This window comes from Ornithinimicrobium panacihumi (genome assembly GCF_052073805.1).
GTDB lineage: Bacteria > Actinomycetota > Actinomycetes > Actinomycetales > Dermatophilaceae > Ornithinicoccus > Ornithinicoccus panacihumi.
In genome coordinates this window covers 24,573-43,111 of record NZ_JBQGWG010000009.1, presented here as the reverse complement: position 1 = coordinate 43,111, position 18,539 = coordinate 24,573, and the positions used below count along the sequence as shown (strand labels likewise).

The 18,539-nt window shown below is 73.3% G+C and carries 15 protein-coding genes; 9 read left to right on the top strand and 6 right to left on the bottom strand.

Annotated elements, in window-relative coordinates:
* Positions 1-52 precede the first annotated feature (52 nt).
* Positions 53-700 carry a DnaJ family domain-containing protein gene (locus tag ACTMMA_RS10050; protein WP_441189989.1) on the top strand — a complete coding sequence of 216 codons (648 nt, stop codon included), beginning with the start codon at positions 53-55 and terminating at the stop codon, positions 698-700.
* A 123-nt stretch (positions 701-823) separates the two neighbouring features.
* On the top strand, positions 824-1,306 hold the full coding sequence (locus tag ACTMMA_RS10045; RefSeq protein ID WP_441189988.1) for a DUF6924 domain-containing protein: 483 nt from the start codon (positions 824-826) through the stop codon (positions 1,304-1,306).
* A 121-nt stretch (positions 1,307-1,427) separates the two neighbouring features.
* On the opposite strand, the gene ACTMMA_RS10040 is transcribed toward ACTMMA_RS10045, so the two are convergent.
* Entirely contained in the window at positions 1,428-2,627 is a 1,200-nt protein-coding gene (locus tag ACTMMA_RS10040; RefSeq protein WP_441189987.1) for a glycosyltransferase, read from the bottom strand.
* Positions 2,624-3,838, bottom strand: a complete 1,215-nt coding sequence (locus ACTMMA_RS10035; RefSeq protein WP_441189986.1) for a hypothetical protein — start codon at positions 3,836-3,838, stop codon at positions 2,624-2,626. Before ACTMMA_RS10035 ends, ACTMMA_RS10040 begins: the two co-directional genes overlap by 4 nt.
* Before the next feature lie 40 nt (positions 3,839-3,878).
* Here ACTMMA_RS10035 and ACTMMA_RS10030 point away from each other — a divergent pair, with 40 nt between their 5' ends.
* The 3 genes from ACTMMA_RS10030 to ACTMMA_RS10020 are packed head-to-tail and all read left to right on the top strand — an operon-like array spanning position 3,879 to position 9,243.
* Positions 3,879-5,654, top strand: coding sequence for an ABC transporter ATP-binding protein (locus ACTMMA_RS10030; RefSeq protein WP_441189985.1), 1,776 nt, complete (start codon positions 3,879-3,881; stop codon positions 5,652-5,654).
* A gap of 14 nt (positions 5,655-5,668) precedes the next feature.
* Positions 5,669-8,098, top strand: a complete 2,430-nt coding sequence (locus ACTMMA_RS10025) for a glycosyltransferase (protein ID WP_441189984.1) — start codon at positions 5,669-5,671, stop codon at positions 8,096-8,098.
* A 29-nt stretch (positions 8,099-8,127) separates the two neighbouring features.
* Positions 8,128-9,243, top strand: a complete 1,116-nt coding sequence (locus tag ACTMMA_RS10020; RefSeq protein ID WP_441189983.1) for a glycosyltransferase family protein — start codon at positions 8,128-8,130, stop codon at positions 9,241-9,243.
* Here ACTMMA_RS10020 and ACTMMA_RS10015 read toward each other — a convergent pair.
* Together ACTMMA_RS10015 and wecB are read right to left on the bottom strand one after the other, a co-directional pair.
* Positions 9,233-9,706, bottom strand: coding sequence for a hypothetical protein (locus ACTMMA_RS10015; RefSeq protein ID WP_441189982.1), 474 nt, complete (start codon positions 9,704-9,706; stop codon positions 9,233-9,235). The genes ACTMMA_RS10020 and ACTMMA_RS10015 overlap by 11 nt on opposite strands.
* Before the next feature lie 9 nt (positions 9,707-9,715).
* A complete protein-coding gene (wecB, locus tag ACTMMA_RS10010) occupies positions 9,716-10,804 on the bottom strand; it encodes a non-hydrolyzing UDP-N-acetylglucosamine 2-epimerase (protein WP_441189981.1) in 1,089 nt (362 codons plus the stop codon).
* Positions 10,805-10,871: 67 nt separating this feature from the next.
* Between wecB and ACTMMA_RS10005 the strand changes: the two genes are divergently transcribed.
* The 4 genes from ACTMMA_RS10005 to ACTMMA_RS09990 all read left to right on the top strand — a co-directional run bounded on the left by ACTMMA_RS10005 (position 10,872) and on the right by ACTMMA_RS09990 (position 17,417).
* Positions 10,872-13,154 carry a glycosyltransferase gene (locus tag ACTMMA_RS10005; RefSeq protein WP_441189980.1) on the top strand — a complete coding sequence of 761 codons (2,283 nt, stop codon included), beginning with the start codon at positions 10,872-10,874 and terminating at the stop codon, positions 13,152-13,154.
* 26 nt (positions 13,155-13,180) lie between these two features.
* Entirely contained in the window at positions 13,181-14,509 is a 1,329-nt protein-coding gene (locus ACTMMA_RS10000) for a nucleotide sugar dehydrogenase (protein ID WP_441189979.1), read from the top strand.
* Positions 14,506-16,488: a DUF6541 family protein gene (locus tag ACTMMA_RS09995; RefSeq protein WP_441189978.1), complete on the top strand. Its 1,983-nt coding sequence runs from the start codon at positions 14,506-14,508 to the stop codon at positions 16,486-16,488. Before ACTMMA_RS10000 ends, ACTMMA_RS09995 begins: the two co-directional genes overlap by 4 nt.
* 149 nt (positions 16,489-16,637) lie before the next feature.
* Positions 16,638-17,417, top strand: a complete 780-nt coding sequence (locus ACTMMA_RS09990; protein WP_441189977.1) for a glycerophosphodiester phosphodiesterase family protein — start codon at positions 16,638-16,640, stop codon at positions 17,415-17,417.
* A gap of 64 nt (positions 17,418-17,481) precedes the next feature.
* Here ACTMMA_RS09990 and ACTMMA_RS09985 read toward each other — a convergent pair whose 3' ends face one another.
* A complete protein-coding gene (locus ACTMMA_RS09985; RefSeq protein WP_441189976.1) occupies positions 17,482-17,676 on the bottom strand; it encodes a sodium ion-translocating decarboxylase subunit beta in 195 nt (64 codons plus the stop codon).
* Between the two features lie 65 nt (positions 17,677-17,741).
* Positions 17,742-18,536, bottom strand: coding sequence for a spermidine synthase (locus ACTMMA_RS09980; RefSeq protein WP_441189975.1), 795 nt, complete (start codon positions 18,534-18,536; stop codon positions 17,742-17,744).
* Positions 18,537-18,539 lie beyond the last annotated feature (3 nt).

Sequence of the window (18,539 nt, the reverse complement as noted above, 5' to 3'; positions counted from 1 at the left end):
CGGTGGCCGGTGGGGTGCCCGTGAGAGTCTGGGAGTCCAGGAGGTGCTTCACATGACCGACGACGACCAGCGCCCGGACGGCCGTCCCACCTGGGGCACGCCCGGCGAACGCCCAGGCGCGCCCAAGGCCCGGGAGCAGCTCGCCGACCAGGGCGTCATCAAGAAGCGTCCGCCGGCGGCGGCCACCGCCCACGCCGTGCAGAGCTGGGTCGACCAGACGATCGCCCAGGCCGAACGGCAGGGGAAGTTCTCCGACCTGCCCGGGGCCGGCAAGCCCCTGCGCGACGTCGACACCCGCACCGACCCGGACTGGTGGGTCAAGAGTCTCATCGAGCGGGAGAAGCTCGACCTGTCCGACGCGATGCCGGGCGTCATGCAGCTGCGACGCGAGAAGGCTGGCTTCCCGGAGTCGCTCGTGCAGCTGGACACCGAGACGGCCGTGCGGGAGCGGCTGGAGGACTTCAACGAGCGGGTCCTGGCCGACCGTCGCCGCCCCCACGCCGGCGCGCAGTCCCCACCCATCGTGGGCCGCGTCGACGTGGACGAGATGGTGGAGGCCTGGCGTGAGCTCCGGGCCGCCGCATCACCAGCTACCACCGAGCCGCAGGACCCGACCGCGGCCGACCGGGACGCCGTTGCAGGTGTCGCACCTACCCCACGAAGGGGTCGCAGGCGCTGGTGGGGCCTGACGGACCGCTGACCCAACTGCTTGGCCGACCCCAAGCTGCCCGTGTGACCCGACGCTGCCCGCCTGGCCCGACGCTGCCCGTCCGACCCCAAGCTGCCCGTCAGCAGGGGCCCGCCGGGCCCTAGTCTTTCGCCCATGAGACTGCCTGCAGGGCCGATGAACGGCCTGCTCCTGCTGCGCACGGACTACGGCCACGACGAGGCATGGCGTCGGGCCCTGGCCGCAGCCACCAGGCGCTACCCGCTGGACGAGTGGCGCGGGGGAGCGACCCTGGCTCAGGTCGAGAGCCAGGAGCTGACGGACCTGTCTGCCGAGGATGTGGCGCGGCTGGACGAGGAGGACTACCTCACCGCGGTGGTCGTCGTTGACACCCGGACGATGGTCGACCACACGCTGCTCCTGGTGGACCTGAACCCCTTCAACGAGCAGGTGCATCAGACCTTCCGCACCATCCCCGAGGAGCTGGAGCCGATCGTCGCCAACCTGGCACTGGCCAACATGGACTTCTTCGAGATGCCGACGCCGCCACCGACGACGGGGTGTTCCGCGGGTTCTGAACCTCAGGCCGTCTCCTCCGACAGCCGGAAAGTGATCCGTCGTCCGGTTCTTTCCGGCTGATGGATCACTTTCCGGCTGATCGTTGACTGCGGGGTGAGGGCTCAGCGCAGGCGGACGTCAGCGTGGGAGCGTGTCAGGCGCGGAGGTCGTCAGCGCAGGAGGGGTTAGCGCGCAGAGGTCGTCAGCGCAGGAGCGTGTCGGCCAGCACCTGGGCGCTGCGGCGGCCGTCGTGGTTGCGACGGACCCAGGCGGGGGCGGCAGCGGCCAGCTCGCGGAAGCGGTCCCGCTCGGCGACGACCTGCTCGACGACCTGGCCTACGTCCTGCGGCGTCGCCTCGACGACCGGTGGCGGAGCGCCCTCCGGATCGGCCGCGGCCAACATCTCCCGCACCTCGGGGGTGACGTGCGCCAGCACCACCCGGCCGGCGGCCTGCGCCTCGGCGGCGAAGACGCCGGTGGCCCCGAGGGCGAACTGGTCGAGCACGATGTCCGCCCCGGCGATCGCGGCCGGCATCTGGGCGTTGCCGACGCCCTGCAGCAGGCGGTACTCGATCAGGTCGCGCGCCGCCAGCTCCTCCATCTGCTCACGCACCGTCTCCCCGCCCTTGAGCCGGGGGTTGGAGGGCGCGTGGAGCACGACGGGGCGCTCGCGTTCGAGCAACGGGGCCTCGCTGGCGAAGCGGTCGACGTCCACGACCAGGGGCAGCCAGACGCTGCGGGGCACCATGGGCACCTGGTCGGGCGTGGAGACCAGCACCGGTCCCTCGAACTGCTCCAGGTCGTCCAGGTTGCGGTCGACGATGAGTTGCAGGGTGCCGAAGTAGTCGTCCCACTCCCCGCGGAAGGGCGAGTGGGGGAAGCGCTCGGCGTGCTCGCGCAGGTCGCGGATCTCCGAGCCGTGGTAGACCACGGCGGACCTGATCCCGGCATCCTCCAGAGCAGGCAGGTCGTCCAGCATCGAGCCACCGTGGAAGTTGCCCAGCACCGGCCGTCCCGACTCGAAGAGCACGTGGGTGGCCTCGCGCAGCACCCGCTCGCCGTGGATCTTGCGGACCCGCCCACGCTGGCCGACGACGGAGATCTCGTGGTCGGCGGGATAGTTGAAATGCGTCTGGGCTGCGGTCCGGAGGGCGAAGAGGTTCTGAGCCGCGACATGGGGCAGGTGACGCTCGACCGCGCGGGCCCACTCCCAGCCCTGACCTGCGGTGTTCCAGGGACCCACGTAGAGGCGGCGCGCCGCATACCCCATCGGTCCGAGGGAGCGAAGCTCCCGCTCGGCGCGGGCGCGCCAGGGCAGGAAGGCCACCTCCTGGGCAGGGCGGGGCAGTGCGGCGAAGGCGATCGCGGCGCGGCGGCGCAGGCCGGAGACGGTAGGGCTCATCGGGACAGCAACGCCTCGTCGAGCACGGCGGCCGACCGGCGGCCGTCGTGGTTGCGCCGCGCCCAGCCAACGCCTGACTCGGCCGTGCCGCGGAAGGACTCCGGGTGCGCGGCGATCTCCCGCACGACCTCCTCCAGGCTCGTCGGGTCGGCCTCGACCACCGGCACGTCAGCACCCTCGGGATCGGCCTCCTGCATCCGCCGCCTGACCTCGTCGGACAGGTGCGCGACGACCAGGCGCCCGGCGGCCCAGCTCTCGGCCACGAGGACGCCCGGGTTGCCGAGCACGATCTGGTCCACGACGACGTCCGCGTCCGCGACGAAGCCGGCCATCTGGTCGTGGGGGACGCCGGAGAGGCGGCGGTACTCGACCACGCCCTCACCGTCGAGCCGGGTCAGCACCTCCTCGACGACGGCCGTCCCCTTGAGGCGGGGGTTGGAGGGCGCGTGGAGCACGACTGGCCGCTCGCCGCCAAGAGCAGGATGGGCCTGCCCGGCGGCCGTCGCGAACCGCTCGACGTCGACGACCAGCGGCAGCCAGGTCGCCCCGGGGAGCACGTCCAGCAGGTCGGGGGTGGAGACCAGCACCGGCCCGTCGACGTCCGCGAGCCGTGCCCGGTTGGCGTCCACGATCGACTGCAGCAGCGTGAAGTAGTCGTCCCACTCCGCCGCGAAGGGGGAGTGGGGATAGCGCGCCGCGTGCTCGCGCAGGTCCCGGATCTCCGAGCCGTGCCACAGCACCCCGGAGCGGATCCCCGCCTCGGCCAGGACCGGCTGGTCGTCCAGCATCGACCCGTCGACGAAGTTGTCCAGCACCGGCCGACCCGACTCGAAGAGCACGTGGCTGGCCTCGCGCAGCACCCGCTCGCCGTGCAGCTGCCGCACCCGCCCCTGTCTCGCGCGGACCGAGATGGTGTGGTCGGCCGGATAGCCGAAGTGCGCCTGCTCGAGCGTCCGTGGCACCCACAGGTTCTGGGCCGCGGTGCCCGGCAGGTGACGTTCCGCGGCCCGCGCCCAGGCCCACGCCTGCCCGGCGGTGTTGAGCGGGCCGAGGTAGAGCCGCCGGTCCGCCTCGGGCATGGGGGCGAGGGCGCGCAGCTCGGCGTCGGCGCGGAGCCGGACCGGGAGCCGGGCGAGCTCGCGCACCGGGCCGGGGAGCGCGGCGACAGCGCGCCAGGCGAGGCGACGCAGGCTGCTCACGGGTTCGGCCACGTCAGCAGCCTACGATGGAGCCCATGTGGAGGCGCGCGACGTGACGAGGCTGTTCCGCGCCCTGCGTCAGCTCCTGCCGCTGCTGCCCGCCTCGACCCGGTGGTTCCTCATCGGCTATGCGGTGATCTCCAGCGTGCTCGCGGTGGTCGACATCCTGGCCCTGTCCCTGCTGGCGCTGACGCTGGCGCCGATGATCCAGAACCGGCCCGTGTCGCTGCCGGTCGTGGGGGAGGTCCCGCCGGAGGGCTATGCCTGGCTCCTGGGCGGCATCTGCCTGCTGGTCGTCCTCAAAGGCCTGGCCACCGTCGCCCTGCAGTGGGCGGTCTCCCAGCGCCTGGCCGCCTACGACCTGGTCATCGGCGACCGGCTCTTCGGCGCCTACATCCGCGCCCCCTGGACCGAGCGCCTCAAGCGCAACACCTCCCAGCTGGTCCGCCTGGCCGACGTGGGCATCGCCAACACCACGACCGGCCTGCTGATGCCGGCGGCCTCCCTGCCGGCCGAGGTCGCGACCTTCGGCGCCGTCCTGCTGGTCCTCCTCGTGGCCCAGCCGCTGACGGCCCTGGTCACCTTCGCCTATCTGGGCGGTCTCGCCGTCCTCATGTATGTCGTGATCTCACCTCGCGCGGTCGTCGCCGGCAGGGTGGGGCGCGACTACTCCTTCAAGGTGGCCGGCCTGATGACCGAGATGATGGGGGCCCTGAAGGAGGTCACCCTGCGCGGCAAGGCGGAGGAGGTGGCCCGTGAGGTCCACGCCAACCGCGTCCACGCCACGCGCGCCCGCAGCCACCTGATGTTCCTCAACGCGGTCCCCAAGTTCGTCACCGACACGGGCCTGGTCCTGGGCTTCGCGCTGGTCGGCGGCGTGGCCTATCTGCTCGGCGGTGCGACCCAGGCCTTCGAGGCGGTCGCCCTGTTCGCGGTCGCGGGCATGCGGATGATCCCCAGCGTCAACCGCTTCCAGGGCGTCATCACCCAGACGGCGTCGACCCTGCCGCACGCCGAGGCGGTGATCGGGGACATCGAGGCCGCGCGCGGCTACGTCGAGGCGGCCGAGCAGCTGGGCAAGGACCCGCTCCCGGAGGACCCGAGGCGCCTCGTCCTGCGCGACGTCGCCTTCACCTATCCCGGCTCCGCCGAGCCCGCGCTCCACGACGTAGACCTCGAGATCCCGCTCGGCAGCTCGGTCGCCCTCGTGGGTGCCTCCGGCGCCGGCAAGTCCACGCTCGTGGACGTCCTCCTGGGCCTGCTGGTCCCGCAGCAGGGCGACCTGGAGATCGACGGCACCCCCCTGGAGGACGTGCTCGCCGCCTGGCGCTCCCGGGTCGGCTACGTCCCGCAGGAGGTCAACCTCTTCGACGGAACGATCGCCCAGAACGTCGCACTCACCTGGGGCCAGGACATCGACGAGGAGAAGGTCGTGCGTGCCCTCGAGCGGGCCCAGCTGACCGAGGTGGTCGCGGGCCGTGGCGGGCTGCAGACCCGCGTGGCCGAGCGCGGCCTAGCCCTGTCCGGCGGCCAGCGGCAGCGGCTCGGCATCGCCCGGGCCCTCTACGCCGACCCCCTCGTGCTCGTCCTCGACGAGGCCACCTCCGCCCTGGACACCGCGACGGAGGACGCCGTCGCGCGGGCCATCCGTGAGCTGCACGGCTCGGTCACGGTCATCGCGGTCGCCCACCGGCTCTCCACGGTGCGCCACTCCGACCAGGTCTGCTTCATGACCGGCGGCACGATCGCGGCCCGCGGCACCTTCGAGGAGGTCGTGGCGGCCCATCCCGAGTTCGCCACCCAGGCCCGTCTCTCGGGGCTGGCATGAGCGAGGCGTCCCGCATGAGTGACTCACCCCGCGCGAGCGACATCCCCCGCACGAGCGACACCTCTCGCTCGAACGTGCTGCCGCCGGTCGACATCGACGTCGTCGTGGCCACCCACGACCTGCGCCGTCCCGTTGCCCGCGCCGTCGCGTCCGCGCTGCGCGGGGCCGACCTGCGTGGCGTGCTGCCCTCGGGCCACCGGGTCCGGGTCACGGTCGCCTGCCACGAGCTGCCCGCCGACCAGGTGCGCGCAGCGGTCCAGGCCGGGCTGGACGACCTGGCCGCCGCCGATCCCACGCTGGAGGAGGTCTCCTCCCACGTGCGCTATCTCGAGGTCTTCGACGGTATGCGGTCTCCCGCCGGCCCCTTCAACGCCGGCATCGCGGCCGCGGACGGTCGCTACCTGAGCATCATCGGCTCCGACGACAGCTTCGCCGAGGGGGCGCTGGAGGCTTGGGCGACCTGGGCCGACGAGCGCGACCCCGCGTGGCTGATGGCGCGACTGGAGACCGACCAGGGGGTGCACGTCCCCACGCCGCGGACCCGCCCCGGCCGGACCCGGGACCTGGACCTGGTGAGCGACCGGCTGGCCTACCGCACCGCGCCGCTGGGGCTGCTGCGGCGCCAGACCCTGGTGGACCTGGGCCTGCTGCCCGAGCCGCTCACACCCGGGCTGGCCAGCGGGGAGGACGTCGAGCTGTCACTGCGGCTGGCGTCCTCGGGGGAGCGGATCGACTACGCCCAGGACCTGCCGCCCTACGTGATCGGCACCGACGGGGAGCGCACCACCTTCCATCGTCGCCCGTTGACCGACGAGCTGGCCGCCTACGACCGCCTGCTGGACCAGCGATGGCTGCTGGCGCTGCCGTCCGCCGCCCGCCGGGCGATCGTGGTCAAGATCCTGCGGATCCACGTCCTGGCTGCTGTCGGCCGCCGGCCCGGGCCCCTGGACTGGGCGCCGGGGGAGGCCCGCTGGGTGCAGCGCCTGACCCGTGAGCTGCTGGCGATGGCTCCCGACGCCGAGAAGGCCCTGCACCGCGCCGACCTCGACCTGCTCCACGCGATCCTGAGCGCGACCGACACCGACGCGCTGGCCGCCGCCGCGCGACGACGGGGGCAGGCCTCGCGCTGGGACATCCTGCTCAGTCCCGACCCGCTGGCGAACCTCGACCGCGAGTCGACGGTTCGTGCGCACCTGGCGACCCACGCCCGCGAGCTCTCGACCCGACTCTCGACCCAGGGTCGAGGGTTCGCCGACCGGACGACGGGTCGCGGCCCGGAGCTGCACTCCACCGACCGCCCGCGCGTGCTGGTCCTCTCCTTCAGCCCGATCGCCTCCGACGCCCGCGTGCTCAAGCAGGTGCGGCACCTCTCGGCCGAGTTCGACGTGGTCACCTGCGGCTACGGGCCAGCCCCCGAGGGCGTCGTCTCGCACCTGCGCATCCCCGACGAGGCGGGCAACAGCCTGGACGGCCGGCTCATCACGCTGCGCAGCTACCGAGCCGCCTACCTGGCGCAGGCCGGTGTGCGGTGGGTCCTGCGGCACCTGCACCCGGGCCAGGCCGACGTCATCCTCGCCAACGACCTGGACACGGTCCCCCTCGCGCTGTGGCTGCGGCCCCGCGCCGGCGTCCACGCAGACCTGCACGAATACTGGCCCCGCCTCCACGAGGAGAACGACGCCTGGATGCGTCGGATCTCGCCCTACCACTCCTGGCTGTGCCGCCGCTTCCTGCCCGGCTGCGCCGCGGTGACCACGGTCAGCGACCGGATCGCGCAGGAGTACTCCGAGCAGTTCGGCGTCGAGGTCGGGGTCGTCACCAACGCCGCCCCGTTCGCCGATCAGCGACCCGGACCGGTGAGCTCCCCGCTGCGCCTGGTCCACTCCGGCGCCTGCCTGCGCAACCGCGGGCTGCACGTCATGGTCGAGGCGGTGCTCGCCGTCGCGGCCGGTACCCCGGCCGCCCCGCCGGTAACCCTCGACCTCTACCTCACCCCCAACGACCCGGCCTACCTGGCCGAGCTGCGGGAGCTGGCCGGCGCCGACGGCTCCGTGGTGCGCGTCCACGACCCCGTGCCCTACTCCGACCTCATCGCCACCCTCAACGGCTACGACGTGGGCGTCTTCGTCCTGGCGCCGGTCAACTTCAACTACGAGATGGCCCTGCCCAACAAGATCTTCGACTACGTCCAGGCCCGGCTGGCGCTGCTGGTCGGCCCCAGCCCGGAGATGGCACGCGTGACCCTGGAGCACGGCCTCGGGGTGGTCTCCGACGGCTTCGACCGTGACTCCCTGACCACGGCGATCCTCGCCCTGGACCCCGGCGAGGTCGCCGCACACAAGGCCGCCTCCCACGCCGCCGCCCGCACCCTCAGCGACGACGAGCAGTCCCGACGCTGGGTGGAGTCGGTCCGCGACATCGCCGCCGGGGTGGCCCCGCTGTGAGGCCAGACCCACGCCCCCGACTGCTGATCATGTCCTTCAGCCCGCTGCGCTCCGACGCGCGCGTGCTGCGGCAGATCACCCTCTTCTCCCCGCGGTATGCGGTGACGACCCTGGGCTACGGCCCATCGCCGGAGGGGGTGGTGGCCCACCTCCGGATCGCGGACGAGGTCGTGAACTGGCACAAGGACCGCCGCCTGCTGGCCACCCGCCGGTACGAGACCGCATACCGGACCTCGCCGGTGGTGGTCGCGGCACGCGACCTGCTGGAGGAGCACCGGGGCGAGTTCGACGTGGTGCTGGCCGACGACATCGACACCGTCCCCCTCGCGCTCGACCTCGGAGCCCCGGGCGGGGTGCACGCGGACCTGCACGAGTACCACCCCCGTCAGAACGAGGACTCCCCGCGCTGGCGGCTGTTCGTCGCGCCCTACTACCGGTGGCTGGTGCGGACCTACGGGACCCGGGCCGACTCGGTGAGCACCGTGGCCGAGGGGATCGCGCGCGAGTACCGCCACCGCTTCGGGATCCGCGCCGTCGTCGTGCCCAACGCGGCCCCCTACGTGGAGCGGGAGCCGACGCCGGTCGGGTCGACGCTGCGCCTGGTCCACAGCGGTGTCGCCCGGCGCGACCGCCACCTGCACCTCATGCTCGACGCGGTGGAGCTGATGGAGCGGCCGGTCAGCCTCGACCTCTACCTGACGGCCAATGACCCGGCCTACCTGGCCGAGCTGCGCGAGCGCGCCACGGGAATGGACGGCGTGACGGTCCACGACCCGGTGGCCCCGCACGAGCTCAACGGGGTGCTCGCCGAGGCCGACCTGGGCGTCTTCGTGCTCCCGCCGGACAACTTCAACTACCTGTGGTCGCTGCCCAACAAGGTCTTCGACTTCGTCCAGGCCCGGCTCGGCCTGGTCGTGGGCCCCAGTCCGGAGATGGCCGCGCTGGTGCGTCGGCACGGCCTGGGCGTCGTCACCGACGACTTCTCGGCGGCGGGCCTGGCCCAGGCGCTGGACCGGCTCTCCACCGAGGAGATCGCCACCTTCAAGGCCGCCTCCCACCGCGCCGCCCACGAGCTGTCCGCGGAGCGGCAGGTGCACGGCTGGACCCGCGCCATCGACACCCTCACCGCCCGCCTCAACGGCTGAGGAAGTCCTCGATCGCCCGCTCGTACGCCCCCAGCTCGAAGCGCAGCTCCAACGGGTCGTAGTCCACGTGGGGACCCCGGTAGCGGGAAAAGTCGCTCCACGTCACGGTGCCCGCGTCCTCGTCCACGGTGATCCTCGCCACCAGCGGACCGCAGCCGATCACCGTGCACGTGCACCCCAGCAGCGCGACGCGCCCGTCGAAGTCCTCGCCGAACCCGGAGCCGTCGCTCGGCCCGTCGCCGGACCACCGACCCAGCAGCAGGGAGCGCAGGTCGGCGTCGACGGGGTGCCCCAGGTAGGGCACGTCCTCCGCCCCGGCCGGCAGCACGGTGCGCACCCAGTCCCGCAGATCCCGGCCGTCCAGCACCAGGTCCACGGTCGGGTATGGGGTGTCCTCCTCCCACGGCACGGCACCGTCGCGCACGCGCAGCTCGAGCTGCCGGATGGTGATGGGCCGAGTCACGGCACGACCTCAGCCACCTACCCGACCGGCCGCGGCCCCGCCCGACAGGGCGTCGAGCACGGCCGAGGCGGCGTGGCCGTCGCCGTAGGGCGCGGCGTCGGTCGGCTCGGGAGCCGGGCGTGACGCCGCCTCCCGCAGCGCCGCCGCGTCGCCGGGGTCGACCAGCATGTTCCAGCCCAGCTCGACGGTCTCGACCCACTCGGTCTCGGTGCGCACGGTCGTGCAGGGCGTGCGCAGCGCGAAGGCCTCCTTCTGCAGCCCACCGGAGTCGGTGATGACGCCGCGCGCGTTCGAGACGGCGGCGACCAGCGCGGGATAGGGGAGCGGGTCGCGGGTGGTCAGCGATCCGCCGTCGAGGTCGAGACCGTGCTCGGCGGCCCTGGCCCGCAGCCGGGGATGGGCCAGCAGCACGACCGGGTGGTCGACCTGCTGCAGGCCCTTGACGATGGCAGACAGCACCGCGGGGTCGTCGGTGCTCTCCGCGCGGTGGATGGTGGCGACCGAGTAGGTGCGTGGCCGCATACCCAGCTCGGACAGGACCGCACCGGCGTCGACCAGCTCGTCCCGGACGCGGTGCAGGACGTCGATCATCACGTCACCGACGAGCACGGCCCGCTCGCCCAGCCCCTCGGCGGTGAGGTGGTCGACGGCGACCTGCGTGGGCGCGAGGAGGAGGTCGGCGGCGTGGTCGGTCAGGACGCGGTTGTGCTCCTCGGGCATGCGCCGGTTGAAGGAGCGCAGGCCGGCCTCCAGGTGGGCGATCGGCACGTGCAGCTTCACCGCCGACAGGGCACCGGCGAGGGTGGAGTTGGTGTCGCCGTAGACCAGCACCCAGTCCGGCCGGTGCGCGGTGATGACCTCGTCCATCGCCGCCAGCATCGCCCCGGTCTGCTGCCCGTGGCTGCCGGAGCCGACACCCAGGTGCACGTCCGGGTCCGGGATGCCCAGGTCGGTGAAGAAGACGTCGGAGAGCATCGGGTCGTAGTGCTGACCCGTGTGCACGATCACGTGCTCGACCCCGCGCGCGGCGCACTCGGCGGCGATCGGCGCGAGCTTGACGAACTGCGGGCGGGCGCCCACGACGCTCAGGATCTTCACGCCCACAGGGTATGCCGTGCCTCACCTCGACCCGTCCGTCCCGCCGCGCGCGGGATAGGTTGAGCGCATGCGCGTGCTCGTGGTGACCACCTGGTATCCCACCCCGAGAGCCCCTGGCACCGGGATCTTCGTCGCCCGTGACGTCGCCGCCCTCGCCTCCCGGCACGAGGTGCACGTGCTCCACCTGTGCGCCCCCCGCCTGATGGATGCGGGGGACGGCTCGGAGCAGGCCGCCGAAGGGGAGCAGCCCGGCGTGGCGACCGTGGAACGCCTCCCCATGGACCCACGTCGCCCCGACCACGTCCTGCGGGCCACCCGCCGCATCCGGGAGCTGTCCGGGCACGCCGACCTGATCCACACGATGGCGGTCTCGGCGCTGCTGCCGATGGCGACCTGGCGGCCGAGCACGCCGTGGGTGCACACCGAGCACTGGTCCGGCGTGATCGCTCCCGACAGCCTCGCGCCCACGGTCCGGGCCGCCAGGCCGCTCGTCGCCCGGCTGCTGCGGCGCCCCGACGTGGTCCTCGTGGTCAGCGAGCATCTCGCGGCAGGGATGCGTCGGCTGCGTCGGGGGCCGGTCGTCGTGGTGCCGAACATCGTGGCGCCGACCGAGCCGCCCGCGACCCGCCGCGCCGCCGCCGAACCCCTGGCCGAGCGGGGGACGCTGGCGCTGATCGGCATCGGCGGACTGATCGAGGGCAAGGATCCCCTGACCGCGGTGGGCACCGCCGCCGAGCTGCGCCGGCGGGGGATCGACGCCCACCTGACCTGGGTCGGCGAGGGCCCGCTGCGCCAGCGGATGACCGAGCTGGCGGCGGACCTCGCCGTCCCGCTCGACCTCACCGGCGCGCTGCCCCCCGAGCAGGTGGGCCACCGCCTGGCCGAGGCGGACCTGTTCCTCCTGCCGACGCGGTTCGAGACCTTCTGCCTCGCCGCCGCCGAGGCGCTGGCGGCCGGCCGGCCGGTCGTCGTGGGCGACGCCGGCGGCCCGCGGGAGTTCGTCGCCGCACCCTCGGGCGCCCTCGTCGAGCCCGGCGCCCCCGCGCAGCGCTGGGCGGACGCGGTCGAGCAGGTATGGAGCAGCGCCTCACCCCTCTCTGCCGAAGACATCGCCGCTCCGGCCCGTGAGCGCTACGCGCCGCAGCGCCACCTGGAGCGGGTGGAGGAGGTCTACGCCTCGGTGACCGCGGGGGAGAGGCGCAGCGGCCAGGGGGAGGAGGCCGATCCCCTCGTCGACGTCGTCATCGCCACCCACAGCCCGCAGCGGGCCGCCGCCCGTGCCGCCGCCTCCGTCCTGGACGGCTCGGGAGACCTGCCGGTGCGGGTCAGCGTCGTCTGCCACAACCTGACGACCGAGCAGATCGCCGCCACCTTCCCGCCGCACCTGCTCCAGGACCCACGGCTGCGGCTGCTCGAGCTGCACGACGGGATCCCGAGCCCGGCGGGCCCGTTCTCCCACGGGCTGGAGGCCGCCACGGCGCCGTGGGTCAGCATCATGGGCAGCGACGACCAGCTCTCCCCGGGGGCGCTCGCGCACTGGCTCGAGGTCGCGAGGGCCACCGGCGCCGAGGTGGTCCTGGCCAGGGTCGAGCTGGACGGCACGCCGTTGGCCACGCCCCCGAGCCGGCTGGCCCCCACCTCGGGCGTCGACCGGCGCTGGGGCGTCCGCGACCTCCTCGACCCGCGACGCCGCACCGACCTGGACCTGGTCCGCGACCGGCTGGCCTACCGCTCCGCCCCGCTGGGCCTGCTCTCCCGCGCCGCGATCGGGCGGACCGGTGCCCGGCTCCTGCCAGGTGCACGGACCGGGGAGGACGTCAGCTTCACCCTCAGGCTGCTCGACGGTGCCGGGACCGCGCTCGCCGAGAGCGCCCCATACCTGATCGGGACCGATGCGGGTGACCGCACCACCTATGCGCTCCGGCCGGTCGCCGAGGAGCTGCGGGCCGTCACCGACCTGCTGGCCGACCCCTGGCTGGCCGGCCTGGACCCGGCGGCACGGGAGGCGGTCTGCACCAAGCTGCTCCGCGTGCACGTCTTCGGGTCGGTGCTGCTGCGCACCGACCCGGGGCGGTGGACGCCGGGGGAGCGGGCCGACCTCGCCGGCGTCGCCCGGCGCCTGCTCGCGACCGCGCCGGGATGCGCCGACCCGCTCAGCCTGGCCGACCACGACCTCCTCGAGGCGGTGCTGGACCCGGACGTGCCGGCCCCGACCCTCATCGAGCGGGCCCACGCCCGTCGGCGTTTCGGCACGCCCCGCACCCTGCTGCCACGGCGCTGGAGCCACGTCCTGCACCGCGAGGCCCCGCTGCGCTTCATGGCCGCCTCGCTGGTCGCACGCCGGGGTTGAGGGCGGCCTGACCTATCCTGAGCAGCGTGAAGATCGCTGTCGTAGCCCTGGGCAAGATCGGCCTGCCGCTGGCCGTGCAGTTCGCCGATGCCGACCCCGAGCACGAGGTGGTCGGGGTCGATGTCAACCAGGCGGTGGTGGACCTGGTCAACGCCGGGACCGAGCCGTTCCCGGGGGAGGCGCACCTGGCGGACAAGCTGGCCGAGCTGGTCCCGGCCGGGCGGCTGCGGGCCACGACCGACTACGCCGAGGCGATCCCCGGCGCGGACGCGGTCGTGCTGGTGGTGCCGTTGTTCGTGCACGAGGACACCGGGCAGCCCGACTTCGGCTGGATGGACGACGCGACGCGCTCCCTGGCCCAGCACCTGACTCCCGGCACGCTGGTCTCCTACGAGACGACCCTGCCGGTGGGCACCACGCGCGGGCGGTGGAAGCCGATGATCGAGGAGGTCTCCGGCCTGACCGAGGGGGAGGACTTCCATCTCGTCTTCAGCCCCGAGCGGGTCCTGACCGGGCGGGTCTTCGCCGACCTGCGGCGCTATCCCAAGCTGGTCGGCGGCCTGACCGAGGAGGGCACGCGCCGGGCGGTCGAGTTCTACGAGGCGGTCCTGGACTTCGACGAGCGCGAGGACCTGCCCCGCCGCAACGGCGTGTGGGACATGGGATCTGCCGAGGCCGCGGAGATGGCCAAGCTGGCCGAGACCACCTACCGCGATGTCAACATCGGGCTGGCCAACCAGTTCGCCCGCTTCGCCGACTCCGCCGGGATCGACGTGCACAAGGTCATCGAGGCCTGCAACTCCCAGCCCTACAGCCACATCCACCAGCCTGGGATCGCCGTCGGCGGGCACTGCATCCCCGTCTACCCGCGCCTCTACCTGTCCACCGACGCCGACGCCAGCGTGGTGCGCACCGCCCGCGAGGCCAACGCATCGATGCCGGAGTATGCCGTCTCCCGCGCCGAGTCCCTGCTCGGGTCGCTGTCCGGGCTGCGGGTGGTGGTCCTGGGCGCGTCCTACCGGGGCAAGGTCAAGGAGACCGCCTTCTCCGGGGTGTTCGGCACCGTCGAGGCGCTGCGTGCCCGCGGGGCCCAGGTGCTCGTCCACGACCCGATGCACACCCCCGCCGAGATCGAGTCCTTCGGCTGGGAGCCCTACGCGTGGACCCCAGGCACGCCGGGCGAGCCCGTCGACCTGGCGATCGTGCAGGCCGACCACCCCGAATACGCCCACCTGTCCGCCACCGACCTGCCCGGCCTGCGGCTCATCCTCGACGGCCGCCGCGTCACCGATCCCGCCCGCTTCACCGGCGTGCCCCGGCTGACCATCGGCGGGGGTGAGCCGGTCACCGCATGAGCTGGGGGGAGGTCATGCCCGGCGTGCTCGGGCTCGCGCTGCTGTGGGTGCTGCCGGGGTATGCGGTGCTCCGGCTCCTCGGCGCCCGCGGTCTGCTCGCGCTCGGAGCCGGGCCCGCCGTCACCTCGGGCCTGTCCGGCACCCTGGCCATCGGCTACGGGTTGGTGGGTCTGCCGTGGTCGCTGGCCACGCTCGTCCTCGGGCTGGCGGCGGCGGTGCTGGTCGCCGCGGTGCTGGGCCGGGTGCTGGGCACCACCCACGACCCGGCCGGGACGACCGTGGCGGGGGAGAAGCGCCTGAGCCGGACCGAGCGGCTCTGGCTGACGCTGACCTGGACCCTCGGTGGCGGCGCGCTGGCCGCCGCGATGGTGAAGGGCATCGGCCGGGCCGACCAGCCCGCGCAGGCGTGGGACGCGGTCTTCCACCTCAACGCGCTGTGGTTCATCCGTGACACCGGCAACGCCTCGTCCCTGGGTGGACTGGCGCCGATGTACGGCGACACGGTCGCCCCCTTCTACCCGGCCACGTGGCACGGGATCGTCGCGGTGGCGCCCGGCTTTCCACGCGTGGCCGAGGCGGCCAACGGGTCCTTGCTCGTCCTGGGGTCGGTGATCTGGATCGGTGGGCTGGTCGCGCTCTCCCGGGTGGTCTGGCCGGCCCGGGCGCTGCCGACGGTGCTGGTGCCGGTCCTGGCCGCGGCCTACGTGACCTTCCCGGCCGTGGCCGTCTCGATGCTCGCAGTCTGGCCCTTCGCGCTGTCGATGGCCTGCGTCCCGGGCACGATCGCCCTGGTGATCGCGACCTTCCGGGGCGTGCTCTCGTGGCAGATGCACCTCGCCCTGGGGATCGGCCTGCTGTGGGCCGTGGTCGGGGTCGTTCTGGCCCACGCCTCGGGCCTGTTCTCGCTCATGGTCCTGGCGCTGCCGCTGCTGACGGTGCTGCTGGCCCGCCAGCTGTGGCGTCGGGCGCGCCAGGGATCGGCGGTCGTGCCCGCCCTGGTCATGGTCGGGTGGCTGGTGGCGATCGTCGCGGGCACCTGGTTCCTCGTGAACTTCCCCCCGGTGCGCTCGATCATGGACTACCAGCGAGGCGGGCAGAGCTCCTACCTGCCGGGCATCGCCTCGCTGCTCATCGACCACCCGCTCGTCTACGTCTACAAGATCACCTCGGTCAACATCGTCGGGACGCTGCTGGCCGGGCTGGGCATCGTCCTGGCGACCCGGTGGCGGCACGCCCGCTGGCTGATTGTCTCGCTGGTGGTGGCGATCGTCCTGACCTTGCTGGCCGCCGGTCCGCCCGAGAACCCGGCCCGCGTGCTGGCCGGGTTCTGGTACACCCAGCCCTCCCGGATCAACCAGCTCATCCTCATCCCGGCGATCATGCTCGCGTCCGGTGCCGGGTCCTGGCTGGCCCGGGCGGCCGCGCGCCGGCTGGGCGCGCCGTTGTGGGCGCCGGCCACGATCCTGGTCGTCGCCCTGGTCGCCCTCACCGGCGGTCTGCGGTGGACCAGCCAGACCCAGGTGATGGCGTCGACCTACACGACCTACCCGATCGCCTGGGGCACGATCCTGGAGCCGGCGGAGATCGAGATGATCGACCGCGCGGCGGAGTCGCTGCCGGAGGACGCCGTCGTGCTGGGGGAGGCCGTTGCCGGCTCACCCTTCCTGCTGCACCGCGCCGACGTGGAGGTCGTCTTCCCCCAGCTGGGCCAGATCCCCAACTCGCCCGAGCGCACCATCCTCGAGCAGCGCTTCCACCGGTGGCGCACCGACCTGGAGGTGTGCCAGGCGGTGCGGGACCTGGGCGTCACCCACGTCTACGCCGACTCCCTCACCTTCGAGGACCCCCTCAACGCCAAGTACGAGTCCACCACCCAGGGCCTCTACAACATCGAGCCCGACCCCGAGTCCGAGGACTGGCAGCTCGTCGACACCGGCGGCCACGCCTCCCTGTGGCGCTTCACCGGCTGCAACCGCTAGACCACGACCGGCGACACGGTCTGCTCTCCACCGGCGACACGGTCTGCTCCCGACCGGCGACACGTCCTGCTCTCGACCGGCGACACGTCCTGCTCGCGCGCGGTCGTGACGTGCGGGGAGCAGGATGAGGTGCCGGTTAGGCTCGAGGTGTGCGAACCGCATACCTCGACCACCCCGGGCCCATCCCCTTTGCCCACCGGGGATTCTCGCTGGACGGCCTGGAGAACACCATGGCCGCCTTCGAGGCTGCGGTCGAGCTGGGCTACCGCCATCTGGAGACCGACGTGCACGCCACGCGGGACGGTGCGCTGGTGGCCTTCCACGACGAGACGCTGGACAGGCTCTGTGATCGCACCGGCCGCATCCCTGAGCTGTCGTGGCGCGAGGTGGCCAGGGCCAAGGTCGGGGCCGGCGGTGTCGGAATCCCGCTGCTGGAGGACGTCCTGGGCACGTGGCCGCAGGCTCGGCTCAACATCGACATCAAGTCCAAGGGAGCGATCCTGCCGCTGGTGCGGGTCATCGAGCGCACCCGTGCCCACGACCGCGTCTGCGTGGCGTCCTTCTACGACCAGCGCCGTTCCGAGGCGCTCATGCGGCTGAGCCGGCCGGTGGTGACGTCGGCGGGGCAGACGACGGCGGCCCGGTTCCGCGCAGCAGCGGCACTGCCCCCGCTGATCCGCCCCGCGGTGGTGGCGCGCGTCCTCGCCGGCGTCGACGGACTGCAGGTGCCGGTGCGGCACGCGGGCGTCGAGGTCGTCACCCCTGCGACGGTTGCGGCCGCCCACGAGGTCGGCGCATTCGTCCACGTGTGGACGGTGAACGAGGTCCCCGAGATGGAGCGTCTCCTGGACCTGGGCGTCGACGGCATCGTCACCGACCGCGCCGACCTCCTCAAGGAAGTGCTGCTCGCCCGCGGTCAGTGGGCCTAGCTCGCTGACCGGGATGCAGACCGTGTCGCCGGTCGGGAGCAGACCGTGTCGCCGGTCGGGAAAGTCAGACGGCGGCGGCGCCCATCAGCGCCAGGAGCACGCCCCCGGCCACGCAGCTGGCGATCTGGCCGGCGGCGTTGGCTCCCATCGCGTGCATGAGGAGGAAGTTGTCGACGTGCTGCGCCTCGACCCGCTCCGGCCCGCCCCCGGCACGGGCCCGTTCGCGCAGATCACGCAGGGTGCTCAGGTGCTCTTCCATGTGCTCTCCTCGCCACCGGCCCCGTCCTCGGGTGCGCCGCGGGACCAGCGTCTCCCAGCCTATGCCTAGCGGGCGCGGAGCACCCCGACGGGTGGGGGCTCGGGGGAGGGCTCGCCCATCTCCCCGAACGCCTTGGCGCCCGCCCCCGCCCGCCGGACCTCGGCGGCGGTGCGCCACACGGTGGGGAAGTCCGCCCGGGCGGCGGCCCGGTGCAGCGCCGCGTCGTCCAGCGGCTCACGGGAGGCGACGACCACCACGTTGCCGAAACCGCGCCCCTTGACGACCTCGCGCAGCGCCAGCTGCCCGACGTGCGTGAAGCGCGTCCGCAGGGTGGCGCACAGGCGCGCGACCCAGGGCAGGGGAGCGCGGTCGGAGGCGTTGATCAGGACCAGCCCGTCCTCGGCGAGCACTCGGTCCAGCTCGCCGATCCACCAGGTGCCCACCAGGTCGCCCGGCATCCGGCCCTCGTCGTAGGCGTCGACCACGACCACGTCGGCGGATCCCGCCCGCAGTCCGCACACGCCGACCTGCCCGGTCACCGGCCGCACCCGGATGCGGTGCCCGCGCGGCAGCGGGAGCTCCTTGCGGACCAGGGCGGTCAGTGCCGTGTCCGGCTCCATCACGATCTGCGGCGACCCGGGGTAGGTGCGGTGCACCCAGCGGGCGAAGGTCATGCCCGCGCCGCCGACGTGCGTGACCGCCAGCGGCGAGGGGTCTGGCCGCAACGCCTCCAGCACGAGGGCGAACTGCGCGACGTACTCGAAGACCAGCAGCAGCGGGTCGTCCGGGTCGACATAGGACTGCGGGTGCCCGTCGCGCTCAATCGTCGCCCCGCCGCGGTGGTCCCAGGCGATGCTCATCGG

Excerpts from the sequence above, each read along its gene's own strand:
- ACTMMA_RS10050 (WP_441189989.1), top strand. The coding sequence starts at position 53 with ATGACCGACGACGACCAGCGCCCGGACGGCCGTCCCACCTGGGGCACG.
- ACTMMA_RS10045 (WP_441189988.1), top strand. The coding sequence starts at position 824 with ATGAGACTGCCTGCAGGGCCGATGAACGGCCTGCTCCTGCTGCGCACG.
- ACTMMA_RS10040 (WP_441189987.1), bottom strand. The coding sequence starts at position 2,627 with ATGAGCCCTACCGTCTCCGGCCTGCGCCGCCGCGCCGCGATCGCCTTC.
- ACTMMA_RS10025 (WP_441189984.1), top strand. The coding sequence starts at position 5,669 with ATGAGTGACTCACCCCGCGCGAGCGACATCCCCCGCACGAGCGACACC.
- ACTMMA_RS10020 (WP_441189983.1), top strand. The coding sequence starts at position 8,128 with ATGTCCTTCAGCCCGCTGCGCTCCGACGCGCGCGTGCTGCGGCAGATC.
- ACTMMA_RS10005 (WP_441189980.1), top strand. The coding sequence starts at position 10,872 with ATGCGCGTGCTCGTGGTGACCACCTGGTATCCCACCCCGAGAGCCCCT.
- ACTMMA_RS09995 (WP_441189978.1), top strand. The coding sequence starts at position 14,506 with ATGAGCTGGGGGGAGGTCATGCCCGGCGTGCTCGGGCTCGCGCTGCTG.
- ACTMMA_RS09985 (WP_441189976.1), bottom strand. The coding sequence starts at position 17,676 with ATGGAAGAGCACCTGAGCACCCTGCGTGATCTGCGCGAACGGGCCCGT.
- ACTMMA_RS09980 (WP_441189975.1), bottom strand. The coding sequence starts at position 18,536 with ATGAGCATCGCCTGGGACCACCGCGGCGGGGCGACGATTGAGCGCGAC.